Source organism: Streptomyces sp. NPDC001549 (genome assembly GCF_042894025.1).
Taxonomy (GTDB): Bacteria; Actinomycetota; Actinomycetes; order Streptomycetales; family Streptomycetaceae; genus Streptomyces; species Streptomyces kutzneri.
The window spans coordinates 221086-242072 of the sequence record NZ_JBIAVJ010000001.1 but is presented as its reverse complement, the minus strand read 5'-3'; the positions used below and the strand labels follow the sequence as shown (position 1 = coordinate 242072).

25 protein-coding genes are annotated in these 20987 nt (G+C 72.9%); 21 read left to right on the top strand and 4 right to left on the bottom strand.

Going from position 1 to position 20987, the window contains the following annotated elements:
- The first annotated feature begins 217 nt into the window (after nt 1-217).
- The 4 genes from ACFY04_RS01180 to ACFY04_RS01165 are packed head-to-tail and all read left to right on the top strand — an operon-like array spanning nt 218 to nt 4176.
- A complete protein-coding gene (locus ACFY04_RS01180; RefSeq protein WP_389113635.1) occupies nt 218-1525 on the top strand; it encodes an NYN domain-containing protein in 1308 nt (435 codons plus the stop codon).
- Between the two features lie 28 nt (nt 1526-1553).
- Nucleotides 1554-2591 carry an ABC transporter ATP-binding protein gene (locus tag ACFY04_RS01175; protein ID WP_389113634.1) on the top strand — a complete coding sequence of 346 codons (1038 nt, stop codon included), beginning with the start codon at nt 1554-1556 and terminating at the stop codon, nt 2589-2591.
- A complete protein-coding gene (locus ACFY04_RS01170) occupies nt 2588-3457 on the top strand; it encodes an ABC transporter permease (protein ID WP_389113633.1) in 870 nt (289 codons plus the stop codon). The genes ACFY04_RS01175 and ACFY04_RS01170 overlap by 4 nt, the downstream gene beginning before the upstream one ends.
- Before the next feature lie 47 nt (nt 3458-3504).
- Entirely contained in the window at nt 3505-4176 is a 672-nt protein-coding gene (locus tag ACFY04_RS01165; protein ID WP_389113632.1) for a hypothetical protein, read from the top strand.
- Between the two features lie 156 nt (nt 4177-4332).
- On the opposite strand, the gene ybaK is transcribed toward ACFY04_RS01165, so the two are convergent.
- The 3 genes from ybaK to ACFY04_RS01150 form a co-directional block, all read right to left on the bottom strand.
- Nucleotides 4333-4830 carry a Cys-tRNA(Pro) deacylase gene (ybaK, locus tag ACFY04_RS01160; RefSeq protein WP_389113631.1) on the bottom strand — a complete coding sequence of 166 codons (498 nt, stop codon included), beginning with the start codon at nt 4828-4830 and terminating at the stop codon, nt 4333-4335.
- Nucleotides 4831-4840: 10 nt separating this feature from the next.
- Nucleotides 4841-5578, bottom strand: a complete 738-nt coding sequence (locus tag ACFY04_RS01155; RefSeq protein WP_030009959.1) for an LON peptidase substrate-binding domain-containing protein — start codon at nt 5576-5578, stop codon at nt 4841-4843.
- Between the two features lie 96 nt (nt 5579-5674).
- Nucleotides 5675-7270 carry an oxidoreductase gene (locus ACFY04_RS01150; protein ID WP_389113630.1) on the bottom strand — a complete coding sequence of 532 codons (1596 nt, stop codon included), beginning with the start codon at nt 7268-7270 and terminating at the stop codon, nt 5675-5677.
- A 135-nt stretch (nt 7271-7405) separates the two neighbouring features.
- On the opposite strand from ACFY04_RS01150, the gene hisD reads away from it, so the two are divergent.
- From hisD to hisF, 8 genes are read left to right on the top strand one after another with little or no spacing between them, the layout of a single operon-like run.
- Nucleotides 7406-8728: a histidinol dehydrogenase gene (gene hisD, locus ACFY04_RS01145; protein ID WP_389113629.1), complete on the top strand. Its 1323-nt coding sequence runs from the start codon at nt 7406-7408 to the stop codon at nt 8726-8728.
- Complete coding sequence (locus ACFY04_RS01140; RefSeq protein WP_389113628.1) at nt 8725-9834, top strand: histidinol-phosphate transaminase; 1110 nt, start codon at nt 8725-8727, stop codon at nt 9832-9834. Before hisD ends, ACFY04_RS01140 begins: the two co-directional genes overlap by 4 nt.
- Nucleotides 9831-10424 (top strand): imidazoleglycerol-phosphate dehydratase HisB, encoded by a 594-nt coding sequence (gene hisB / locus ACFY04_RS01135; RefSeq protein ID WP_030009963.1) that lies wholly within the window; start codon nt 9831-9833, stop codon nt 10422-10424. The genes ACFY04_RS01140 and hisB overlap by 4 nt, the downstream gene beginning before the upstream one ends.
- A gap of 2 nt (nt 10425-10426) precedes the next feature.
- Nucleotides 10427-10594, top strand: a complete 168-nt coding sequence (locus ACFY04_RS01130) for a hypothetical protein (RefSeq protein ID WP_389113627.1) — start codon at nt 10427-10429, stop codon at nt 10592-10594.
- A complete protein-coding gene (gene hisH / locus ACFY04_RS01125; protein ID WP_301371711.1) occupies nt 10591-11241 on the top strand; it encodes an imidazole glycerol phosphate synthase subunit HisH in 651 nt (216 codons plus the stop codon). The genes ACFY04_RS01130 and hisH overlap by 4 nt, the downstream gene beginning before the upstream one ends.
- A complete protein-coding gene (priA, locus tag ACFY04_RS01120) occupies nt 11241-11972 on the top strand; it encodes a bifunctional 1-(5-phosphoribosyl)-5-((5-phosphoribosylamino)methylideneamino)imidazole-4-carboxamide isomerase/phosphoribosylanthranilate isomerase PriA (RefSeq protein ID WP_314248824.1) in 732 nt (243 codons plus the stop codon). The genes hisH and priA overlap by 1 nt, the downstream gene beginning before the upstream one ends.
- A complete protein-coding gene (locus ACFY04_RS01115) occupies nt 11969-12364 on the top strand; it encodes a RidA family protein (protein ID WP_389113626.1) in 396 nt (131 codons plus the stop codon). The genes priA and ACFY04_RS01115 overlap by 4 nt, the downstream gene beginning before the upstream one ends.
- Nucleotides 12361-13116 (top strand): imidazole glycerol phosphate synthase subunit HisF, encoded by a 756-nt coding sequence (hisF, locus tag ACFY04_RS01110; RefSeq protein ID WP_030724523.1) that lies wholly within the window; start codon nt 12361-12363, stop codon nt 13114-13116. Before ACFY04_RS01115 ends, hisF begins: the two co-directional genes overlap by 4 nt.
- 154 nt (nt 13117-13270) lie before the next feature.
- Here the strand turns inward: hisF and ACFY04_RS01105 are convergent, their stop codons facing one another.
- Complete coding sequence (locus ACFY04_RS01105) at nt 13271-13903, bottom strand: TIGR03085 family metal-binding protein (protein WP_389113625.1); 633 nt, start codon at nt 13901-13903, stop codon at nt 13271-13273.
- Nucleotides 13904-13994: 91 nt separating this feature from the next.
- Between ACFY04_RS01105 and hisI the strand changes: the two genes are divergently transcribed.
- The 9 genes from hisI to trpA all read left to right on the top strand — a co-directional run bounded on the left by hisI (nt 13995) and on the right by trpA (nt 20978).
- Nucleotides 13995-14363, top strand: a complete 369-nt coding sequence (gene hisI, locus ACFY04_RS01100) for a phosphoribosyl-AMP cyclohydrolase (protein WP_030012381.1) — start codon at nt 13995-13997, stop codon at nt 14361-14363.
- 15 nt (nt 14364-14378) lie between these two features.
- Nucleotides 14379-15869: an anthranilate synthase component I gene (locus tag ACFY04_RS01095; protein ID WP_351159577.1), complete on the top strand. Its 1491-nt coding sequence runs from the start codon at nt 14379-14381 to the stop codon at nt 15867-15869.
- 14 nt (nt 15870-15883) lie between these two features.
- Entirely contained in the window at nt 15884-16564 is a 681-nt protein-coding gene (locus ACFY04_RS01090) for a TIGR02234 family membrane protein (protein WP_389113624.1), read from the top strand.
- Nucleotides 16565-16675: 111 nt separating this feature from the next.
- Nucleotides 16676-16927 carry an HGxxPAAW family protein gene (locus ACFY04_RS01085; protein ID WP_030724546.1) on the top strand — a complete coding sequence of 84 codons (252 nt, stop codon included), beginning with the start codon at nt 16676-16678 and terminating at the stop codon, nt 16925-16927.
- An 84-nt stretch (nt 16928-17011) separates the two neighbouring features.
- Nucleotides 17012-17518: a DUF2752 domain-containing protein gene (locus ACFY04_RS01080; protein WP_389113623.1), complete on the top strand. Its 507-nt coding sequence runs from the start codon at nt 17012-17014 to the stop codon at nt 17516-17518.
- Between the two features lie 172 nt (nt 17519-17690).
- Entirely contained in the window at nt 17691-18500 is an 810-nt protein-coding gene (gene trpC, locus ACFY04_RS01075; protein ID WP_030012837.1) for an indole-3-glycerol phosphate synthase TrpC, read from the top strand.
- 9 nt (nt 18501-18509) lie between these two features.
- Nucleotides 18510-18719 (top strand): tryptophan biosynthesis modulator TrpM, encoded by a 210-nt coding sequence (gene trpM / locus ACFY04_RS01070; protein ID WP_351159567.1) that lies wholly within the window; start codon nt 18510-18512, stop codon nt 18717-18719.
- 205 nt (nt 18720-18924) lie between these two features.
- Nucleotides 18925-20166 carry a tryptophan synthase subunit beta gene (gene trpB / locus ACFY04_RS01065; RefSeq protein WP_301371719.1) on the top strand — a complete coding sequence of 414 codons (1242 nt, stop codon included), beginning with the start codon at nt 18925-18927 and terminating at the stop codon, nt 20164-20166.
- Nucleotides 20163-20978: a tryptophan synthase subunit alpha gene (gene trpA, locus ACFY04_RS01060; protein WP_389113622.1), complete on the top strand. Its 816-nt coding sequence runs from the start codon at nt 20163-20165 to the stop codon at nt 20976-20978. Before trpB ends, trpA begins: the two co-directional genes overlap by 4 nt.
- Nucleotides 20979-20987 lie beyond the last annotated feature (9 nt).

Sequence of the window (20987 nt, the reverse complement as noted above, 5' to 3'; positions counted from 1 at the left end):
GGAGCCTCCGTGAGGGTCTAGGGGCCAGGACCGCCTTCACACTCACACAACGGCAGAAACGGCGCATTTTGGATCATTACTGCGCGTAGTCGAGGCCTTCCGCCCCGTCGACCGTGAGATCCGCCACGCCGATGATCGAGTTCCGGCCTTCAACACCCTTGGGGTCGGGCAGACTCGGGGAACCGCCGCAAAGCACAGAGGACCCCCAGGGAAGAGGGTGGAACGCGTGGACCGCTGCGTCGTCCTGGTGGACGCCGGCTACCTGCTGGGTGCCGCCGCCAGCCTTCTCGCCGGGGAGCCCTCCCGCTCCCGGATCACGATCGACCATGCCGCCCTCATCCAGGGCCTGCGCGAGCGGGCCGAGGCCGACACCGAGCAGCCCCTGCTGCGCATCTACTGGTTCGACGGAGCGCCCGACCGGGTGCCCCAGCCCGAACACCGGCGGCTGCGCGTCATGCCCCGCGTCACCGTCCGGCTCGGCGCCCTGACCCGCAGCGACGGCCGCTGGGCGCAGAAGGGCGTCGACGCCGCCATGCACGCCGAGCTCACCGAGCTCGCCCGCAACCGGGCCTGCTCCGACGTGGTCCTGGTCACCGGCGACGGCGACCTGCTGCCCGGCCTGATGTCCGCCAAGGAACACGGGGTCGCCGTCCACCTGTGGGCCGTCCAGGCCGCCGACGGGGACTACAACCAGTCCGAGGACCTCGTCGCCGAGGCCGACGAACGCCGCGTCCTGGACCGGGCCTGGATCACCCGGGCCGTCCGCGCCAAGGACCTCACCGGACTGTGCTCCCCGCCGCCCGCGCCGCGCCCCGACATCGCCGCCATCCTCTCGGCCCCCCTGCCCGAGGCCGCGCTCGCCGAGGCGGCCCGCAACGGCGCCACCGCCACCGGGCAGGAGGACCGCGACGGGGTCCCCGTACCGGCGCCCACCACCCCCGGGGGCAAGCCCGTACCCACGCCCAAGGACCTCGCCGGAGCCCTGCGCGCCACCGGCCAGCAGAGCCACCCGCAGACCGGGCCGAGCGGCGCCCACGCCCCCGCCAGCGCCCTGCGCTGGTCCTCCGACAAGGGCTGGATCGACCGGGCCGGACCGCTGGGCGAGCCCGCCGAGACCGCCTCGCTGCCCACCCTCGCCCAGCTCACCAGCGCCGAACAGCGCTGGGCCGACCGCGAGGAGGACATCACCACCGTCGGCGGGGACCCGTTCGAGGTGGGACAGGTGTTCGCCCGGCGCTGGATGGAACGGCTCCCGGAGACCGTCCACCTGCAGAAGCTGGCCACGATGTACCCGCGGATCCCGCACCGGATCGACGGCGAACTGCTGCGCTACGCGGCCCGGTTCGGGCTCCTCGCGCACAAGGACGACCAGATCGACGAGCACGACCGGTACGCCATCCGCGCCGGGTTCTGGCGGGAGATCGACGTCCGCGCCGCCGCCGAACACGTGGCCGCCGTACCGGCCTCCGCGCCCGGAACCGCACCCGCCGACCTCGCGGCCCCGCTGACCCCGACGGCCGAGTAGGGCCGGGAACCCCGTAGGCTGCTCCCTCGTGAGTACGGGCACAGCACAGGCGCGAGAAGGCACGGCAGCGGCCGCGGGAGCGGCGCCGGACGTCATCTGCGCGGTGCGTGACCTGGTCAAGACCTATCCCGCGGTACGCGGCCGACGCGGGGCCCCCGCCCTGCCCGAGACCCGCGCCAACGACGGGATCTGCCTGGACGTCCGGCGCGGCGAGATCTTCGGCCTGCTCGGCCCCAACGGCGCCGGCAAGTCCACGCTGGTCCGCCAGCTCACCGGCCTCATGCGGCCGGACTCCGGCTCGGTGACCCTGCTCGGCCACGACCTCGTCGGCCACCCCGAGCGGGCCTCCCGGCTGCTCGCCTACCTGGGGCAGGAGTCCACCGCCCTGGACGAGCTCACGGTGGCGCTGGCCGCCGAGACCACCGGGCGGCTGCGCGGGCAGGGCGTCCGCTCCGCCCGGGCCGCGCGCGACGCCGTACTGGAGGAGCTCGGGCTGACCCCGATCGCCGGACGGCCCCTGAAGAAACTTTCCGGCGGCCAGCGCCGCCTCGCCTGCTTCGCCACCGCACTGGTGGGGGAGCGGCCCGTCCTGGTCCTCGACGAACCCACCACCGGCATGGACCCGGTCGCCCGGCGGGCCGTGTGGTCCGCCGTCGACCGGCGGCGCGCGCAGCACGGCGCGACGGTCCTGCTCGTCACCCACAACGTCATCGAGGCCGAGACCGTCCTCGACCGGGTCGCCGTCATCGACCAGGGCAAGGTCATCGCCTGCGACACCCCGGCCGGACTGAAGGCCACCGTCTCGGGCGAGGTCCGGCTGGAACTGGTGTGGCGCGAGGGTGCCCCGCTGGAGGTCCCGGAAGTCGCCCGGCTGCGCGACCGGGCCGTCGAGTCCGGGCGCCGCTGGGTGCTCCGGCTGGCGCCGGACGAGGCGAGGGCGGCGGTGGCCTCCGTCACCGGGGGCCCGGCCTTCGCCGCGCTCGACGACTTCACCCTGGCCACCCCCAGCCTGGAAGACGTGTACCTGGCCCTCGGCGGCAAGACGAAAGGGCTGGTGAAGTCGTGAGCGACCGTTCAACGGGGGCCGTCCGGGCCGTGCTCGCGCCCGATGCCGTGCCCTCACCCGCTGCGGGCGCCGCGCCGGCCGCCGCCGACGGCCGTGCACCGGCACCGCAGCCCGCGCCGCTGGCGCCCGGCGCACGCTTCTTCCCCTCCCTGGCCGCCGTTTACCGGGCCCAGCTGTCCCGGGCCCGGGTGGCCCGGATCCCGCTGCTGTTCGTCGCCACCTTCCAGTCCGTCGGGATCATGATCCTCATGCGGGGCGTGGTCGACGGGGGCTCGGAGGCCCGCGCCGTCGTCGCCGGCTCCTCGGTGCTCGTCGTCGCCTTCGTCGCCCTGAACCTGCTCGCCCAGTACTTCGGGCAGCTGCGGGCCGGCGGCGGGCTCGACCACTACGCCACCCTGCCCGTGCCGCCCGCGTCGGTGGTCCTGGGCGCGGCCGCCGCGTACGCCTCCTTCACGCTGCCGGGGACCCTGGTCACCGCCGTCTTCGGATGCCTGCTGTTCGGGCTGCCGATGAGCGGGCTGTGGATCCTGGCCGCGGTGGTACCGCTGGCCGGGGCCGCGCTGGCCGGGCTCGGCGCGGCGCTGGGACTGCTGGCACCGCGCCAGGAGCTCGCCACCCTCGCGGGGCAGCTCGGCATGTCGGCGGCGCTGCTCCTCGGGGTGCTGCCGCCGGAGCGGATGCCGGACGTGATCGTGTGGGCCCGGGACCTGCTGCCGTCCACGTACGGAGTCGAGGCGTTCGCCCGTACCTTCGCCCCGGAACCGGACTGGGCCGCCGTCGCCTTCGATCTGGGCGTGTGCGGGGCCGTCGGGGTCCTCTCGCTCACCGTCGCGACCTGGGCCTACCGCCGGGCCGCCGTCCGCTGACACGGTCCGCCGACGCCGCTGCCGGGCACACCTGGCACGATGTGGGGGTGACCGAAGCCGAGACCCCGCCGTCCCCCCTCGACCCGCCGTCGCTCCCGCCCGAGAAGCCGGGAGCCGCCGCCGGGGCGATCACCCCGGAGGACGTCCGGGACGGGGCCGTCGTCGCCCTGCTCCTCGGGGCGGCCGGACTGCTCCTCGGCCTGCTGTGGATGTGGCTGGCCCCGCGGGTGCAGTACGTCTCCAACGGGGAGGCCGTGTTCCTGCGCACCCCTGAGAGCGAGGCCCGGATCGCCTCCGACGGCACCTTCTTCCTGCTGTCGCTGGGGCTGGGCGTGCTCAGCGCCGTCGGCACCTTCCTGTGGCGCCGGGCCGGCGGTGTGCCGCTGGTGATCGGGCTGGCGGTCGGATCCGCCTTCGGAGCGCTGGTGGGGTGGCGGTTCGGGCTGTGGCTGGGGCCGTCGTCGGACCTGCTCGCGGCCGCGAAGCAGGCGGGCAAGGGGGTTCCGTTCGACGCGCCGCTGGAGCTGCTCGCGCACGGGGCGCTGCTGGCCTGGCCGATGACCGCCGTGCTGCTGCATCTGGGGCTGACCGCGTTGTGGACGCCGCGGGATCCGGATCCCGTGCCGGTGTTCGGCTGGTCGGGGTACTACCAGGCGCCGGCGTCGACGACGCCGCCCGCCGATGCCGCCCCGTCGGCTCCGGAGACCCCCCGCGCCTGACCGTGCCGGGTGCTGCGGGACCGCCGCTGCGCGGAGCTGGTCCCCACCCCGCCCTTTCTCGGTTTCCCGGGGCTCCGCCCCGGACCCCGCCGGGCGCTGCCCGGACCCGCGCCTCAAACTCCCCCAGCTACCGCTGGGAGGTGCCCCCGGGCGGGGCTAATGCTGACGGGCGATCGGGGCCAGGGTTGCGTCGGTGAGGGTGGTCAGGTCCGACGGGGAGAGTTCGATCTCCAGGCCGCGGCGGCCCGCCGAGCAGCAGATCGTGGGGTGCGCCGAGGCCGAGGCGTCGATCACCGTACGCAGCCGCTTGCGCTGCCCCAGCGGGGAGATGCCGCCGAGGACGTAGCCCGTGGTGCGCTCCGCCAGGGTCGGGTCGGCCATCGCCGCACGCTTGCCGCCGACCGCCGTCGCCAGGGCCTTGAGGTCCAGCGACCCCGAGACCGGGACCACCGCCACCGTCAGGACGCCGTCCACGTCCGCGACCAGGGTCTTGAAGACCTGGGCGGGCGAGACGCCGAGCGCCTGCGCCGCCTCCTCCCCGTACGAGGGATGGGCCGGGTCGTGCCCGTACGCGTGCGTGGTGAACGGCACGCCCGCCGCCGTCAGGGCGACGATCGCCGGGGTGCCTGCCGCCTGCTTGGACTTCTTCGCCATCGGTGTGCGCTCAGTTCGGGCTCGTCGGGGCACGGGTCAGGTCCACCGCCGGCAGGGACGGGAGGTGACGGATCACCGCCGTCTCCGTGCGCAGCAGCTTCAGCTCCTCCGCCAGCCGGGTCGCGGTGTCCGGGGCCTGGAGCAGCCGCTGCTTCGCCGGGATGTCCAGCACCGCCGCCGCTGCCACCAGGTAGGAGACCACCGAGGGCTCGTCGGGGAGCTCCGCGCCCGTCAGGGACCGCTCGCGGGCCCCGGCCAGCCGCTTCTGGTAGTTGCGGAAGGCCCGCAGCACCCCCTCGGCCAGGACGCCCGCGCCGTCGCCCGCGTCCTCCGGGAGCTCTTCCAGCTCCGCCGTCAGGAAGGGGCCCGAGGCGTCGACCGAGACCAGGCGGACCCGCGTCGTACCGGTCGCCAGGACCTCGAAGCTGCCGTCCTCCCGCTCCCGGACGGTCGCCGCGTCGGCGATGCAGCCCACCCGGTGGAAGGCCTGGATGGGGTCGGGGCCGAAGCCCGCCGCCGGGCCCCGCTCGGGCAGGGACGTCTGGTCCGGCAGGCCGGGCGCGGTCGGCGCGACCTCCCGGCCGTCGCGGATCGCGACGACCGCGAAACGGCGCGGCTCGTCCTCGCCCGTCTTCAGCAGCTCGCGCATCATGGCGCGATAACGCTCCTCGAAGATGTTCAGCGGGAGGACGAGTCCCGGGAACAGCACCGAATTCAGCGGGAAGAGGGGCAGGCGAACGGTGGTCACGAGGCACAGGGTAATCGCCCGGACCACCGAGGGTGTCCGGCGTTTGAGGGGCGGACGGCGTCACGTGCGCGATCCGCCGGACGACCCCCGCCGCCGTCACCCCCGCCGCAGGAGCCGGGAGGCCCCCGCCGCCACCGTCGTGGCCAGGATCCAGCCCATGACGACCAGGCCCGCCGCCCCCCACTGCCAGCCGCCCTCCAGCTTCCACTGGCCCTGCTGGCCGAGGTCGATCACCGGGAGCAGCAGGTCCAGCGCGTACAGGGCGGCGCTCCACTGCGGGTGCTCGTCCTCCTTGATCGCCGGCGGGTTCAGCTGCGAGAACAGCAGCGTCCCCGCCGCCCACAGCACCGCCATCCACAGCGCGGCCCGGCCCGGCCGGTAGCCGTAGACCACCGTCCAGTCCTGCAGGTACCCCCACGCCTTCGGCCCCGGCGGCAGCGTGGCCCGGCGCCGCCGCTGCTTGGCCAGCAGCACCTCGCGGGCGTCCTGGTCCTCGCCGCTGGCCCGCAGTACGGCGGCCAGCCGCTCGTACGGCTCCGGCGAGTACTCGGGAGTGGCCGCCTCCACCCACTCCAGGCGGCGGGAGAGCGGGAAATGACCCCGGGGCGCGAGGTTCTCGTAGACGAATCCCTCGATGGACACCCCGCCCGGGCCCGGCCAGCTCGTGGAGGTGTCGACCAGCTTGACCACCTTGGCGCCGGACACCACCACCCGCCCGTGCTCCGGCCGCTCGCCGACGAAACGGAACTCGGGAGTCTGGATCCGGCGCAGGGATATCTCCTGCTCGTCGGTGAGCGTGAACCGGGCGCCGTAGAAGTCGATGGCGTCCCCGAAGCGGCCGTCGTCCAGCCGCAGCCCGCCCCGGCACTCGAAGCGCTGGGCCCGCTGCCCGCGCGTGGGCGTCGGCCCCAGCCCGTACGGGGGAGTGGAGGAGCCCACGCCCGCCGCGTAGTCCAGCGCGATGGAGGTCAGGTACAGGGTGCGCTCGACCGTCAGCTGCGGGGCGTTCAGCGCGTACCGCCCGTACGGGTTGCGCAGGCGGGCCCCGCGCAGGTTCATCGACACGCCGACCTTCGCCCCGCGCAGGCTCACCTCCCCGTACGTCTCCAGCAGCTCGCCCTGGAAGTCCTGCGCGACGGACATCCCGTCCGCGGCGATCGCCCGCCCCTTGTTGTCCCGCTGCACCACGGCCTGGCTGACCAGCAGGTCCGTACCGATCTGCGCGTCCGTCAGCCGGATCCCGCGCGCCACCCGGCAGCGCGGCAGGTGCAGATCGCCCTCGGTGTGCAGCCGGGCGGCCTCCAGCCGCGGTATCGCGCAGTTGATCAGGCGCAGCGTGCCGAAGCGGGCCTCGGACAGCTGGATCTCGCTGTCGAAGCGGCAGGACTGGAGCTCCACGTACGGAGCCACCGCCCCACCGGACAGTTCCAGCCGCCCGCTGATCCGCACCCCGCGCAGCTTGAGGGAGGCCACCCGGCCCGGCACCGGCGGCGGCCCGTGCAGCAGCAGCCGGGCGACCACCCGGGCGCGCACGCTGCGCTCGGGCCCCCAGACGTGCTCGGCGTGCGGATCGTCCCGGTCGGCGGCGCGGGTGCTGAGATCGCAGATGCTGCCCGTGCGGTACGCGTCCCACATACGGCGTTCCGAAGCGGTGAGATCCGCCGGTTCCTCGTCCGTGCGCGCCTCGGTCACGGCGGCCCCCCTCCGCTGTCATCTACGTGTAGGGGAACGCTATCGGGCGCCTGTGACATCCGGGGCCGTCCGGGGCCTGTATCAGCCAGTGATACGGGCGGACGGTGGCGCGAAGCGGTCTGAGAGAATTGTGAGGTGATCTCTCGTATCGACCTGCGCGGTGCCGCCCTCCCCGAGGGCGGCGCCCTGCGCGATCTGCTGCCCCGTGCCGAGTTCGACGTAGAAGCTGCCCTGGAGAAGGTGCGGCCCATCTGCGAGGACGTCCATCATCGTGGCACGGCGGCGCTGATCGAGTACGCGCAGAAGTTCGACGGGGTCGAGCTCTCGCAGGTCCGGGTACCCGCGGAGGCCATCAAGGCCGCCCTGGAGCAGCTGGACCCGGCCGTCCGCGCCGCCCTGGAGGAGTCGATCCGGCGCGCCCGGATCGTGCACCGCAATCAGCGCCGCACCGAACACACCACCCAGGTGGTCCCCGGCGGCACCGTGACCGAGAAGTGGGTTCCGGTGGAGCGCGTGGGGCTGTACGCCCCGGGCGGCCGCTCGGTCTACCCGTCCTCCGTCGTCATGAACGTCGTACCGGCACAGGAGGCGGGCGTCGAGTCGATCGCGCTCGCGTCCCCGCCGCAGAGGGAGTTCGGCGGTCTGCCGCACCCGACGATCCTCGCCGCGTGCGCGCTGCTCGGCGTGGACGAGGTGTACGCGGTGGGCGGTGCACAGGCCGTGGCGATGTTCGCGTACGGGACCGAGGACTGCCTTCCCTCCAACATGGTGACCGGCCCCGGCAACATCTGGGTCGCCGCCGCCAAGCGCTACTTCACCGGGAAGATCGGCATCGACACCGAGGCCGGCCCGACCGAGATCGCCGTCCTCGCCGACTCCACGGCCGACCCGGTGCACGTCGCCGCCGACCTGATCAGCCAGGCCGAGCACGACCCGCTGGCCGCCGCCGTGCTCGTCACGGACTCCGCGGAGCTCGCGGACGCCGTCGAGAAGGAGCTGGCTCCGCAGGTCGCCGCGACCAAGCACGTCGAGGACCGGATCAAGCCCGCCCTCGCCGGCAGGCAGTCCGCGATCGTGCTGGTCGACAGCCTGGAGGACGGCCTCAAGGTCGTCGACGCGTACGGCGCCGAGCACCTGGAGATCCAGACCGCCGACGCCGCCGCCTGGGCCGCCCGCGTACGCAACGCCGGCGCGATCTTCGTCGGCCCGTGGGCCCCGGTCTCGCTCGGCGACTACTGCGCCGGCTCGAACCACGTGCTGCCCACCGGCGGCTGCGCCTGCCACTCCTCCGGCCTGTCCGTGCAGTCCTTCCTGCGCGGCATCCACATCGTCGACTACACGCGGGACGCCCTCGCCGAGGTCACCCACCACGTGGTGACGCTGGCCGAGGCCGAGGACCTGCCCGCGCACGGCGCCGCCCTGAAGGCGCGCTTCGGATGGAAGGTGCCCACCCAGTGAGCTTCGGCATCGACGACCTGCCCATCCGGGACGAACTGCGCGGCAAGTCTCCGTACGGCGCCCCCCAGCTCGACGTGCCCGTCCAGCTGAACACCAACGAGAACCCGTACGAGCTGCCCGAGGAGCTCGTACGGCGCATCGCCGAGCGCGTCGCCGAGGCGGCCCGCACCCTCAACCGCTACCCCGACCGGGACGCGGTCGAGCTGCGCACCGAGCTGGCCGCCTACCTCACCCGTACGGGCAAGCACCCGGTGGCGCGGGAGAACGTATGGGCCGCCAACGGCTCCAACGAGGTCATCCAGCAGCTGCTGCAGACCTTCGGCGGGCCCGGCCGCACCGCGCTCGGGTTCGAGCCCTCCTACTCGATGCACGCGCTGATCTCCCGCGGCACCGGCACCGGCTGGATCTCCGGCCCGCGCCGCGAGGACTTCACGATCGACGTGGAGGCGGCCGAGCAGGCGATCAGCGAGAACGCCCCCGACGTCGTCTTCATCACCTCGCCCAACAACCCCACGGGCACCGCGGTCGAGGCCCAGACGGTCCTCGCCCTCTACGAAGCGGCGCAGGCGGCCAAGCCCTCCCTCGTCATCGTCGACGAGGCCTATGTGGAGTTCAGCCACCGGGACTCGCTGCTGCCCCTCATCGAGGGCCGCCCGAACATGGTGGTCTCCCGGACCATGTCCAAGGCCTTCGGCGCGGCCGGTCTGCGCCTGGGCTACCTGGCGGCGCACCCCGCCGTCGTCGACGCCGTCCAGCTGGTGCGCCTGCCGTACCACCTGTCGGCCGTCACCCAGGCCACCGCACTGGCCGCCCTGGAACACACCGACACCCTGCTCGGCTACGTCGAGCAGCTCAAGGCCGAGCGCGACCGCCTGGTCGTCGAACTGCGGGCCATCGGCTTCGAGGTCACCGATTCCGACGCGAACTTCATCCAGTTCGGGAAGTTCGCGGACTCGCACACCGCCTGGCAGAAGATCCTCGACCAGGGCGTCCTGGTCCGGGACAACGGCGTACCGGGATGGCTGCGGGTCACCGCGGGCACCCCGGCGGAGAACGACGCGTTCCTGGAAGCGGTTCGCGCACTGAAGAAGGAGCAGCACGCATGAGCCGCATCGGACGGGTCGAACGGACCACCAAGGAGACCTCGGTCGTCGTCGAGATAAACCTCGACGGCACCGGCCAGGTCGACGTCTCGACGGGCGTGGGCTTCTACGACCACATGCTCGACCAGCTCGGCCGCCACGGCCTCTTCGACCTCACCGTCAAGACCGAGGGCGACCTGCACATCGACAGCCACCACACCATCGAGGACAGCGCGCTCGCGCTGGGCGCCGCCTTCAAGCAGGCCCTCGGCGACAAGGTCGGCATCTACCGCTTCGGCAACTGCACCGTGCCGCTCGACGAGTCCCTCGCCCAGGTGACCGTCGACCTGTCCGGCCGCCCCTACCTCGTGCACACCGAGCCCGAGAACATGGCGCCGATGATCGGCACGTACGACACGACGATGACCCGGCACATCTTCGAGTCCTTCGTCGCGCAGGCCCAGATCGCCCTGCACATCCACGTCCCGTACGGCCGCAACGCCCACCACATCGTGGAGTGCCAGTTCAAGGCCCTCGCCCGGGCCCTGCGCTACGCCGCCGAGTTCGACCCGCGCGCGGCCGGCATCCTGCCCTCCACGAAGGGCGCCCTCTAGCCGTGAACGGCCTGAACACCATCCTGATCGTCCTCGGCCTGTTCCTGGCCGGGGGCGTCTACTCCTTCCAGAAGCAGGAGATGCCCAAGTCGGTCATCATCCTGCTGGCCCTCGCCTCCGCGATGTGCCTCGCCGCCGGAGTCCTGCGAATCCAGGGAATTTGGGAATGAGCGCAGTCCGCCCCACCAAGAACGTCGTCGTCTTCGACTACGGCTTCGGAAACGTCCGCTCCGCCGAGCGGGCCCTCGCCCGCGTCGGCGCGAACGTCGAGATCACCCGCGACTACGACAAGGCCATGGACGCCGACGGACTCCTCGTCCCCGGCGTCGGCGCCTTCTCCGCCTGCATGCAGGGCCTCAAGGACGCCCGCGGTGACTGGATCATCGGCCGCCGGCTCTCCGGCGGCCGCCCGGTCATGGGCATCTGCGTCGGCATGCAGATCCTCTTCGAGCGCGGCATCGAGCACGGTGTCGAGACCGAGGGCCTGGACGAGTGGCCCGGCACGGTCGGCCCGCTCAGGGCCCCGATCGTCCCCCACATGGGCTGGAACACCGTCGAGGCCCCGGCCGACAGCCAGGCCTTCAAGGGCCTGGACGCCGACGCCCGGTTCTACTTCGTGCACTCCTACGCGGCGCGCGACTGGACCCTCGAAATCACCAACCCGCTGATCCGCGCCCCCAAGGTCACCTGGGCCACCCACGGCGAGCGTTTCGTGGCGGCGGTGGAGAACCGGGCCCTGTGGGCCACGCAGTTCCACCCCGAGAAGTCCGGCGACGCCGGCGCCCAGCTCCTCACCAACTGGATCGAGACCCTGTGATGACCGCACCCACGCTCGAACTCCTGCCCGCGGTCGACGTCCGCGACGGACAGGCCGTCCGCCTCGTGCACGGGGTGTCCGGCAGCGAGACCTCCTACGGCTCCCCGCTGGAAGCGGCCCTCGCCTGGCAGCGCTCCGGCGCCGAATGGCTGCACCTGGTCGACCTGGACGCCGCCTTCGGCACCGGTGACAACCGCGCCCTCGTCGCCGAGATCACCCGCGCCATGGACATCAAGGTCGAACTCTCCGGCGGCATCCGCGACGACGCCACGCTCGCCGCGGCCCTCGCCACCGGCTGCACCCGCGTCAACCTGGGCACCGCCGCCCTGGAGACCCCCGAGTGGGCCGCCAAGGCCATCGCCGAGCACGGTGACAAGATCGCCATCGGCCTCGACGTCCGCGGCACCACCCTCAAGGGCCGCGGCTGGACCAGCGAGGGCGGCGACCTCTACGAGACCCTCGCCCGCCTGGACTCCGAGGGCTGCGCCCGGTACGTCGTCACCGACATCGGCAAGGACGGCACGCTCACCGGCCCCAACCTGGAGCTGCTGAAGAACGTCTGCGCCGCCACCGACCGGCCCGTCGTCGCCTCCGGCGGCATCTCCTCGCTCGACGACCTGCGGGCGCTGTCCGAGCTGGTCCCGCTGGGCGTCGAGGGCGCGATCGTCGGCAAGGCCCTGTACGCCAAGGCCTTCACCCTGGAAGAAGCCCTGAAGGTGGTCTCCGCATGAGCAGCTCCCCCGACTCCGCGGTGCGCCGCATCTCCTCCGGCGGCCCGTACGAGGACGTCATCGCGTACTCCCGCGCCGTGCAGCTGCCCAACGGGCTCGTGCTCGTATCCGGCTGCACCGCGGCCGACGCGGGCGGCCCGTACGACCAGGCCGTCGCCGCCTTCGGTGTCGCCTTCAAGGCCCTCGCCCAGGCCGGACTCGGCCCCGAGGACGTGGTGCGCACCCGCATGTACCTCACCCACGCCCGCGACGTGGACGAGGTCGGCCGCGCCCACAAGGAACTCTTCGACGCGGTCCGCCCGGCCGCGACCATGCTCATCGTCTCCGGTTTCGTCGACCCCAGCATGGTCGTCGAGGTAGAGGTCGAGGCGTTCAAGGCGGTGGCGGAATGACCCTCGCCGTACGCGTGATCCCCTGCCTGGACGTGGACAACGGCCGGGTCGTCAAGGGCGTCAACTTCCAGAACCTCCGCGACGCGGGTGACCCGGTGGAGATGGCCAAGCTGTACGACGCCGAGGGCGCCGACGAGCTGACCTTCCTCGACATCACCGCGTCCTCCGGGAACCGCGAGACCACGTACGACGTGGTGCGCCGCACCGCCGAGCAGGTCTTCATCCCGCTCACGGTGGGCGGCGGCGTCCGCACCGCGGACGACGTGGACAAGCTGCTGCGGGCCGGAGCGGACAAGGTGGGCGTGAACACGGCCGCCATCGTCCGCCCCGAGCTGATCCAGGAGATCGCGGAGCGCTTCGGCCGGCAGGTCCTCGTCCTGTCCGTGGACGCGCGCCGCACGGCCGCCGGGACCTTCGAGGTCACCACGCACGGCGGCCGCCAGGGCACCGGCATCGACGCGGTCGAGTGGGCGCACCGGGCGGCCGAACTGGGCGCGGGCGAGATCCTGCTCAACTCTATGGACGCGGACGGCACCAAGGACGGCTACGACGTCGAGATGATCGCGGCGGTGCGCAAGCACGTCACGGTCCCGGTGATCGCCTCGGGCGGCGCGGGCCGCCTCGCCGATTTCGCCCCGGCGATCGAAGCGGGTGCCGATGCGGTCCTGGCGGCGTCCGTCTTCCACTTCGGCGACCTGCGCATCGCCGAGGTCAAATCCGCCCTCCGCGAAGCGGGCCACCCCGTCCGCTGACCTTCGCCTCCGGCGCGGCCTGCCGTTTCGCGGCGCTGCCCTCGTTGCCCCGGGTGCGGCCCGGTGGCCGCGGGGTGCCCTGGCCGGGCGGTGCGGGTCCTGTTCCGCCTGCGGCCGCCGGGCCGCACCCGGAACAGGACCCGCACCCGCCCGGTCAGATGCCCAGGGCCGCCACCGTCAGCTTGGCCACGGCCTCCTTCTCGCCGTCCAGCGTCACCGACGCCGCCGCCTGGCGGCCGAAGCAGAACAGCGTCAGCTCACCCGGCTCGCCCGTCACCGTCACCACCGGCGCACCCTTGTGCGCCACCGCCGTCCGCCCGTCGGGACGCCTCAGCACCAGGCCCACCGGCGAGCGGCGGCCCGTCAGGCGTGCCAGCTTCTCCAGCCGGGACCACAGCGCGTCGGAGAAGACCGGGTCCAGCTCCCGCGGGGACCAGTCCGGCTGCGCCCGGCGGACGTCCTCCGCGTGGACGTAGAACTCGACCGCGTTCGCCGCCTCGTCGATCTGCTTCAGCGCGTACACCGACATCCTCGGCGGGCCGGTCCTGATCAACTGGATCAGTTCCTCGTACGGCTTGGCCGCGTACTCCTCCATCGCCTTGTCCAGGCGGGCCTTCAGCACGTTCAGCAGCAGACCGCCCGCCGCGTCCGGCCGCCGCTCGCGGACCACCACGTGCGCGGCCAGCTCGCGACAGGTCCAGCCGGCGCACAGCGTGGGGGCCTCCGGACCGGCCGCCTCCAACAGGTCCGCCAGGAGCAGGCGTTCACGCTTCGCATGGGTAGACATGCGTGCCAGCCTACGGCGGGAACCCGCCGAACACCCGCCCATCAGGCGGACGCGGATCAATACCCCCGCCCCGGCCCGGCACAATGTCCACATGAGTACGTCCCCCCGCCCCGGCAACCTCGACCCCGCCATCGCCGCGCGCCTCAAGCGTTCCGCGGACGGGCTGGTCCCGGCCATCGCCCAGCAGTACGACACCGGTGAGGTGCTCATGCTCGGCTGGATGGACGACGAGGCCCTGCACCGCACCCTGACCACCGGCCGCTGCACCTACTGGTCCCGCAGCCGCCAGGAGTACTGGGTGAAGGGGGATACGTCCGGTCACTTCCAGCACGTGAAATCCGTCGCGCTCGACTGCGATGCCGACACCGTGCTCGTCCAGGTCGACCAGGTCGGAGCGGCCTGCCACACCGGGGCACGCACCTGTTTCGACGAAGATGTCCTCCTCCGCGCAGCCGACTAGGTAGGGTCCCCCGAAATGGATCTTGAGACGTTCCGCAAGCTCGCGGCCGACCGCCGCGTCATCCCCGTGAGCCGCAAGCTGCTGGCCGACGGGGACACCCCCGTCGGGCTCTACCGCAAGCTGGCAGCCGAACGCCCCGGCACCTTCCTCCTGGAGTCCGCCGAGAACGGCCGCTCCTGGTCCCGGTACTCCTTCATCGGGGTCCGCAGCGACGCCACCCTGACCGCCCGGGACGGCCGGGCGCACTGGATCGGCACCCCGCCCGTCGGCGTACCCACCGACGGCGACCCCCTCGACGCCCTGCGCGCCACCGTCGAGGCCCTGCACACCCCCCGCGACCTGGCGGGCGGCATGCCGCCCTTCACCGGCGGCATGGTCGGCTATCTCGGCTACGACATCGTGCGCCGCCTGGAGCGCATCGGCGAGCACACCGCCGACGACCTGGAGCTGCCCGAGCTGACCATGCTGCTCACCTCCGACCTGGCGGTCCTCGACCACTGGGACGGCACCGTCCAGCTCATCGCCAACGCCATCAACCACAACGACCTCGATTCCGGGGTCGACGAGGCGTACGCGGACGCCGTGGCCCGCCTCGACGCGATGGAGGCCGACCTCGCGCGGCCCGCCCCCTACGTGCCGGCCGCGCTGCCCGCCTCCGAGCTGCCCGAGTTCTCCGCCCTGTGGGGCGGCGAGAAGTACCAGGCGGCCGTCGAGGACATCAAGGAGCGCATCCGGGCCGGCGAGGCCTTCCAGGTGGTGCCCTCGCAGCGGTTCGAGACCCCCTGCCACGCCTCCGCGCTGGACGTCTACCGGGTGCTGCGGGCCACCAACCCGTCCCCGTACATGTACCTCTTCCGCTTCGAGAACGGCTTCGACGTGGTCGGCTCCAGCCCCGAGGCGCTGGTCAAGGTCGAGGACGGGCGGGCCATGGTCCACCCCATCGCCGGCACCCGCCACCGCGGCGCGACCCCGCAGGAGGACAACGACCTCGCCGACGAGCTGATGGCCGACCCCAAGGAGCGCGCCGAGCACCTGATGCTCGTCGACCTGGGCCGCAACGACCTCGGCCGGGTCTGCGAGCCGGGATCGGTGGAGGTCGTCGACTTCATGTCGATCGAGCGCTACTCCCACGTCATGCACATCGTCTCCACCGTGACGGGGCGGGTGGCCGAGGGGAAGACCGCCTTCGACGTGCTCACCGCCTGCTTCCCGGCCGGCACCCTCTCCGGCGCGCCCAAGCCCCGCGCCATGCAGATCATCGAGGAGCTGGAGCCCTCCCGCCGCGGCCTCTACGGCGGCTGTGTGGGCTACCTGGACTTCGCCGGGGACTCCGACACGGCCATCGCCATCCGCACCGCGCTGCTGCGCGACGGCACGGCGTACGTGCAGGCCGGAGCCGGTGTCGTCGCGGACTCGGTGCCCGAGCTGGAGGACAACGAGTGCCGGAACAAGGCGGCCGCCGTGCTGCGCGCGGTGGGAGCGGCGAACCGCCTCCACGGCTCCTGAGGGCGTAAGGGATAGTGGGGTACGTGAGTGCCGTACCCCCGCCCCGAAACGACGCCGACGCCGAGTCCGAGCCCGAGGCTCCCGACAGCCGCGGCGGCCGCCGCAGTGTGGCCGTCGCCCTGCTGCTCGGCGCCCTCGGCGCCACCGTCGTCCTGCTCGCCTCCGGCCGGACCTGGGCCCGGGGCACCGCCGCCATCGGCAGCGACTCGCTCCAGCTGACCGCCGACGGGCGGGCCGTCACGGGCCTCCCCGCGGCGCTGGCCATCGTGGGCCTCGCCGCGCTGGTCGCCGTCTTCGCCGTACGCGGCAAGAGCCGGCTGCTGGTGTCGGGGCTGCTCGCGCTCAGCGGCCTGGGCGCGGCCCTGTCGGCCGTTCTCGGCGCCGACGGCCGCCGCGCCCTGGACGCGCAGGCCGTCCGTACGACCGCCGACAGCGCCGCGCACGTGGCCGGGCTGACCCAGACGACCTGGCCCTACGTCACGGCCGCCGGCGCGGTCCTGATCCTGGCGGCCGGTCTGCTGGCCCTGCGCTTCGGCCGGAGCTGGCCCTCCATGGGAGGCCGCTACGAGCGTGACGGCAGCCCGCGCGCCCGGACTGTCGCAGCGGTTGATCCGGACCGGCCGGAAGATCTGTGGAAGGCTCTGGACCGCGGCGAGGACCCGACCACCGACCCGGGCGCCGGCCGGGCCCACTGACCCGACCCCCCTGGACGGCGAAGCCGCCCGGTGCGGGACAATGGTCGCCGAGCGTCCGACACAGACCGCACGTTCGACACAGCAGCGCGACAGAGCAACGAGGAGCAACTCATGGCGGGCACTAGCCACGGACACACCCCGGCCGCCTGGACCGGTGTCATCATCGCCTTCATCGGTTTCTGCATCTCCGGCGCCTTCATGGTGATCGCGAACCCGCTCGGCTTCTGGGCCGGCCTCGTCGTCGTCGCGCTCGGCGGTGTCGTCGGCCTGGGGATGCGGGCCGCGGGCCTGGGCGCGCCGAAGCCCGCCCACAAGGACCTCGCCGAGGTCATCGCCGCTTCCAAGGTTCCCGCCAAGGTCTGAGCGCGCGAGCGGCGCGGTCCGCAGCGACGCGGTTCGAAGCAACGCAGCCGAAAGGCGCGGCCCCGCCGGGCTGCGCCTTTTGTCATGAGCGGAGAGAATCAGCAGGTGGACGCCTCTCGTACCCCCGATGCCCCGCCGTCACCGGCACCCGTGCCCGCGGCGCCGGGGCGGCCCGCCGGGCGGCCGTCCCCGTCCCGGGCCCGGCGGCTCGCCGTCCCGGCGTTCTACCTGGCCGGGGTCACCGCGGCCTTCGCGTACGTGGGCGCCGTGGATCCCAACGAGCCCGGCCACTACCCAGTGTGCCCGACGTTCCGGCTGACGGGCATCCTGTGCCCGGGCTGCGGCGGCCTGCGCAGCGCGCACGCGTTCGCGCAGGGCGATCTGGTCACCGCTCTCGGGGCGAACGCGCTCGCGGTCGCGGGCTATTTCGTCTTCGCGGGGTTCATGGTCCTGTGGCTGGTCCGCGCGTTCCGCGGCGGGCCGACCCCGAGGATCGTCCTGCGTCCGAGGTACTGGTGGGCGCTCGGTGCGCTGGCACTGGTTTTCGTCATTGTCCGAAATCTCTCTTTCGGCTCAGCTCTGGCGCCCTGAGCCCCCTGGGCAGGCCCTATGAAGCACGGATTCCGAATGTCCAGTTACTGGGACAGCGTCAACCGCGTGCGGAGGGCAACGCCTCCTGCGGATACCATTTGAATGCCGGCCTTGCTTCTGTACTTGTCTGCAAGGCGGCCGACCGTCATCGACCCGGAAGGGGGCCGCTCGCGTGAGTGTGCTCGACGAGATCATCGAAGGGGTCCGCGAAGACCTTGCCGAACGGCAGGCCCGCGTGAGCCTCGACGAGCTCAAGGAGCGTGCCGCCAAGGCGCCCCAGGCCAAGGACGGCGTCGCTGCCCTGCGCGGCGACAGCGTCAAGGTGATCTGCGAGGTCAAGCGCTCCAGCCCCTCCAAGGGCGCGCTGGCCGCCATCGCCGATCCGGCCGGGCTCGCCGCGGACTACGAGGCGGGCGGTGCGGCGGTCATCTCCGTCCTCACCGAGCAGCGCCGGTTCGGCGGCTCGCTGGCCGACCTGGAGGCCGTCCGCGCCCGCGTGGACATCCCGATCCTGCGCAAGGACTTCATCGTCACGGCGTACCAGCTCTGGGAGGCCCGCGCCTACGGCGCCGACCTCGTCCTGCTGATCGTCGCGGCCCTGGAGCAGGAGGCCCTCGTCTCCCTCATCGAGCGGGCCGAGTCCATCGGTCTCACCCCGCTCGTCGAGGTTCACGACGAGGAGGAAGTGGAGCGCGCGGTCGCCGCCGGTGCCAAGATCATCGGCGTCAACGCCCGCAACCTCAAGGACCTCAAGGTCGACCGCTCCACCTTCGAGCGCGTCGTCGGCGAGATCCCGGACCACATCGTCAAGATCGCCGAGTCCGGCATCCGTGGCCCGCACGACCTGATCGCCTACGCCAACGAGGGCGCCGACGCCGTCCTCGTCGGGGAGTCCCTGGTGACCGGCCGCGACCCGAAGGCGGCCGTGGCCGACCTCGTCGCCGCCGGTGCCCACCCCGCCCTGCGCCACGGGCGGAGCTGACCCGTACCCATGGCCCACGACCGCTCCTGCGTCCGCACCCGGCCGGGCTCCCGCCCGGTCGCCGTGCCGACGGCTCACGCGCCCCTGGCGCGCGGCTGCCGCCCCCGCGGCTGCCGCGCCCCGGCCCGGCGCGTGCACGGGCGGCGGGTCCGGTACGTGATCGGCTCCGAGCCCGGTCAGGTCAACGGCATGCGATGGCGCCGCGGAGGCGCGCTGTAACGAGGGCCGCCGCGGTCCGGTACGCGAGACGTACCGCGCCGCGCGCAGCTCCCGTACGGCCTGATGTCCCGGGCCGCCGGCCCCGGACGCGGGCCGCTCCGCACCGTACGCACGACATCCCCCAGCGGGGTGTGCGCGGCACGGGCGGGCGGCGCAATACGGTGAACCCACCCCGCCGCATCTCGCACCCGTAGGAGCACTGGACATGTCCAGCGAGTTCTTCATTCCGGACCCGGAGGGTCACGTTCCCAACGCCGAGGGCTACTTCGGCGACTTCGGCGGCAAGTTCATCCCGGAGGCGCTCGTCGCCGCCGTGGACGAGGTCGCCGTCGAGTACGAGAAGGCCAAGGGCGACCCGGCCTTCGCGGCCGAGCTCAACGACCTCATGGTCAACTACACCGGCCGCCCGAGCGCCCTCACCGAGGTGCCCCGCTTCGCCGAGCACGCCGGCGGCGCCCGGATCTTCCTCAAGCGCGAGGACCTGAACCACACCGGCTCGCACAAGATCAACAACGTGCTGGGCCAGGCGCTGCTCACCAAGCGCATGGGCAAGACCCGCGTCATCGCCGAGACCGGCGCCGGGCAGCACGGCGTGGCCACCGCCACCGCCTGCGCGCTCTTCGGCCTTGAGTGCACCATCTACATGGGCGAGATCGACACCCAGCGCCAGGCCCTCAACGTGGCCCGTATGCGCATGCTGGGCGCCGAGGTCATCGCCGTGAAGTCCGGCTCCCGGACGCTCAAGGACGCGATCAACGAAGCGTTCCGCGACTGGGTCGCCAATGTGGACCGGACCCACTACCTCTTCGGTACGGTCGCCGGCCCCCACCCCTTCCCGGCCATGGTCCGCGACTTCCACCGGGTCATCGGCGTCGAGGCCCGCCGCCAGATCCTGGAGCGCGCCGGCCGGCTGCCGGACGCCGTCGCGGCCTGTGTCGGCGGCGGCTCCAACGCCATCGGCCTCTTCCACGCCTTCATCCCGGACGCCGGCGTCCGCCTGGTCGGCTTCGAGCCCGCCGGGCACGGCGTCGAGACCGGCGAGCACGCGGCCACGCTGACCGCGGGCGAGCCCGGGATCCTGCACGGCTCCCGCTCCTACGTCCTGCAGGACGAGGAGGGCCAGATCACCGAGCCGTACTCCATCTCGGCCGGCCTGGACTACCCGGGCATCGGCCCGGAGCACTCCTACCTCAAGGACTCCGGCCGCGGCGAGTACCGCGCCGTCACCGACGACGCGGCGATGCAGGCCCTGCGCCTGCTCTCGCGCACCGAGGGGATCATCCCGGCGATCGAGTCGGCGCACGCCCTCGCGGGCGCCCTCGACCTGGGCAAGGAGCTGGGCAAGGACGGCCTGCTGGTCGTCAACCTGTCCGGTCGCGGCGACAAGGACATGGACACGGCGGCCCGCTACTTCGGGCTGTACGACGGCGAGGGGGAGAACAAGTGAGCACCGGAAACCTCCAGCTGCTGAGCGACACCCTCGCCAAGGCGAAGTCCGAGGACCGCGCGGCCCTCGTCGCCTACCTGCCGGCGGGCTTCCCGACCGTCGACGGCGCCATCGAGGCGGTCAAGGCCGTCATCGAGGGCGGCGCGGACGTGGTCGAGATCGGCCTCCCGCACAGCGACCCGGTGCTGGACGGCGCGATCATCCAGACCGCCGACGACATCGCCCTGCGCGGTGGAGTCAAGATCGCCGACGTGATCCGCACGGTCCGCGAGGCGCACGAGGCGACCGGGGCCCCGGTCCTGGTGATGACCTACTGGAACCCCATCGACCGCTACGGCGTCGAGCGGTTCACGGCCGAGCTGGCGGCGGCGGGCGGCGCCGGCTGCATCCTGCCCGACCTGCCGGTGCAGGAGTCCGCGCTGTGGCGCGAGCACGCGGAGAAGCACGGTCTGGCCACCGTCTTCGTCGTGGCTCCCAGCAGCAAGGACGCCCGCCTGGCCACCATCACGGCGGCCGGCTCCGGCTTCGTCTACGCCGCCTCCCTCATGGGAGTCACCGGCACCCGCGAGTCCGTCGGCAACCAGGCCCAGGACCTGGTCCGGCGCACCCGCGCCACCACCGAGCTCCCGGTCTGCGTGGGACTCGGCGTCTCCAACGCCGTACAGGCCAAGGAGGTCGCGGGCTTCGCCGACGGCGTCATCGTCGGCTCGGCCTTCGTGAAGCTGCTCCTGGACGCGCCGGACCTGCCGGCCGGACTGGACGCCGTACGGGCGCTCGCCGGCGAGCTCGCGCAAGGCGTACGCCGGAGCTGACGCGCGTTC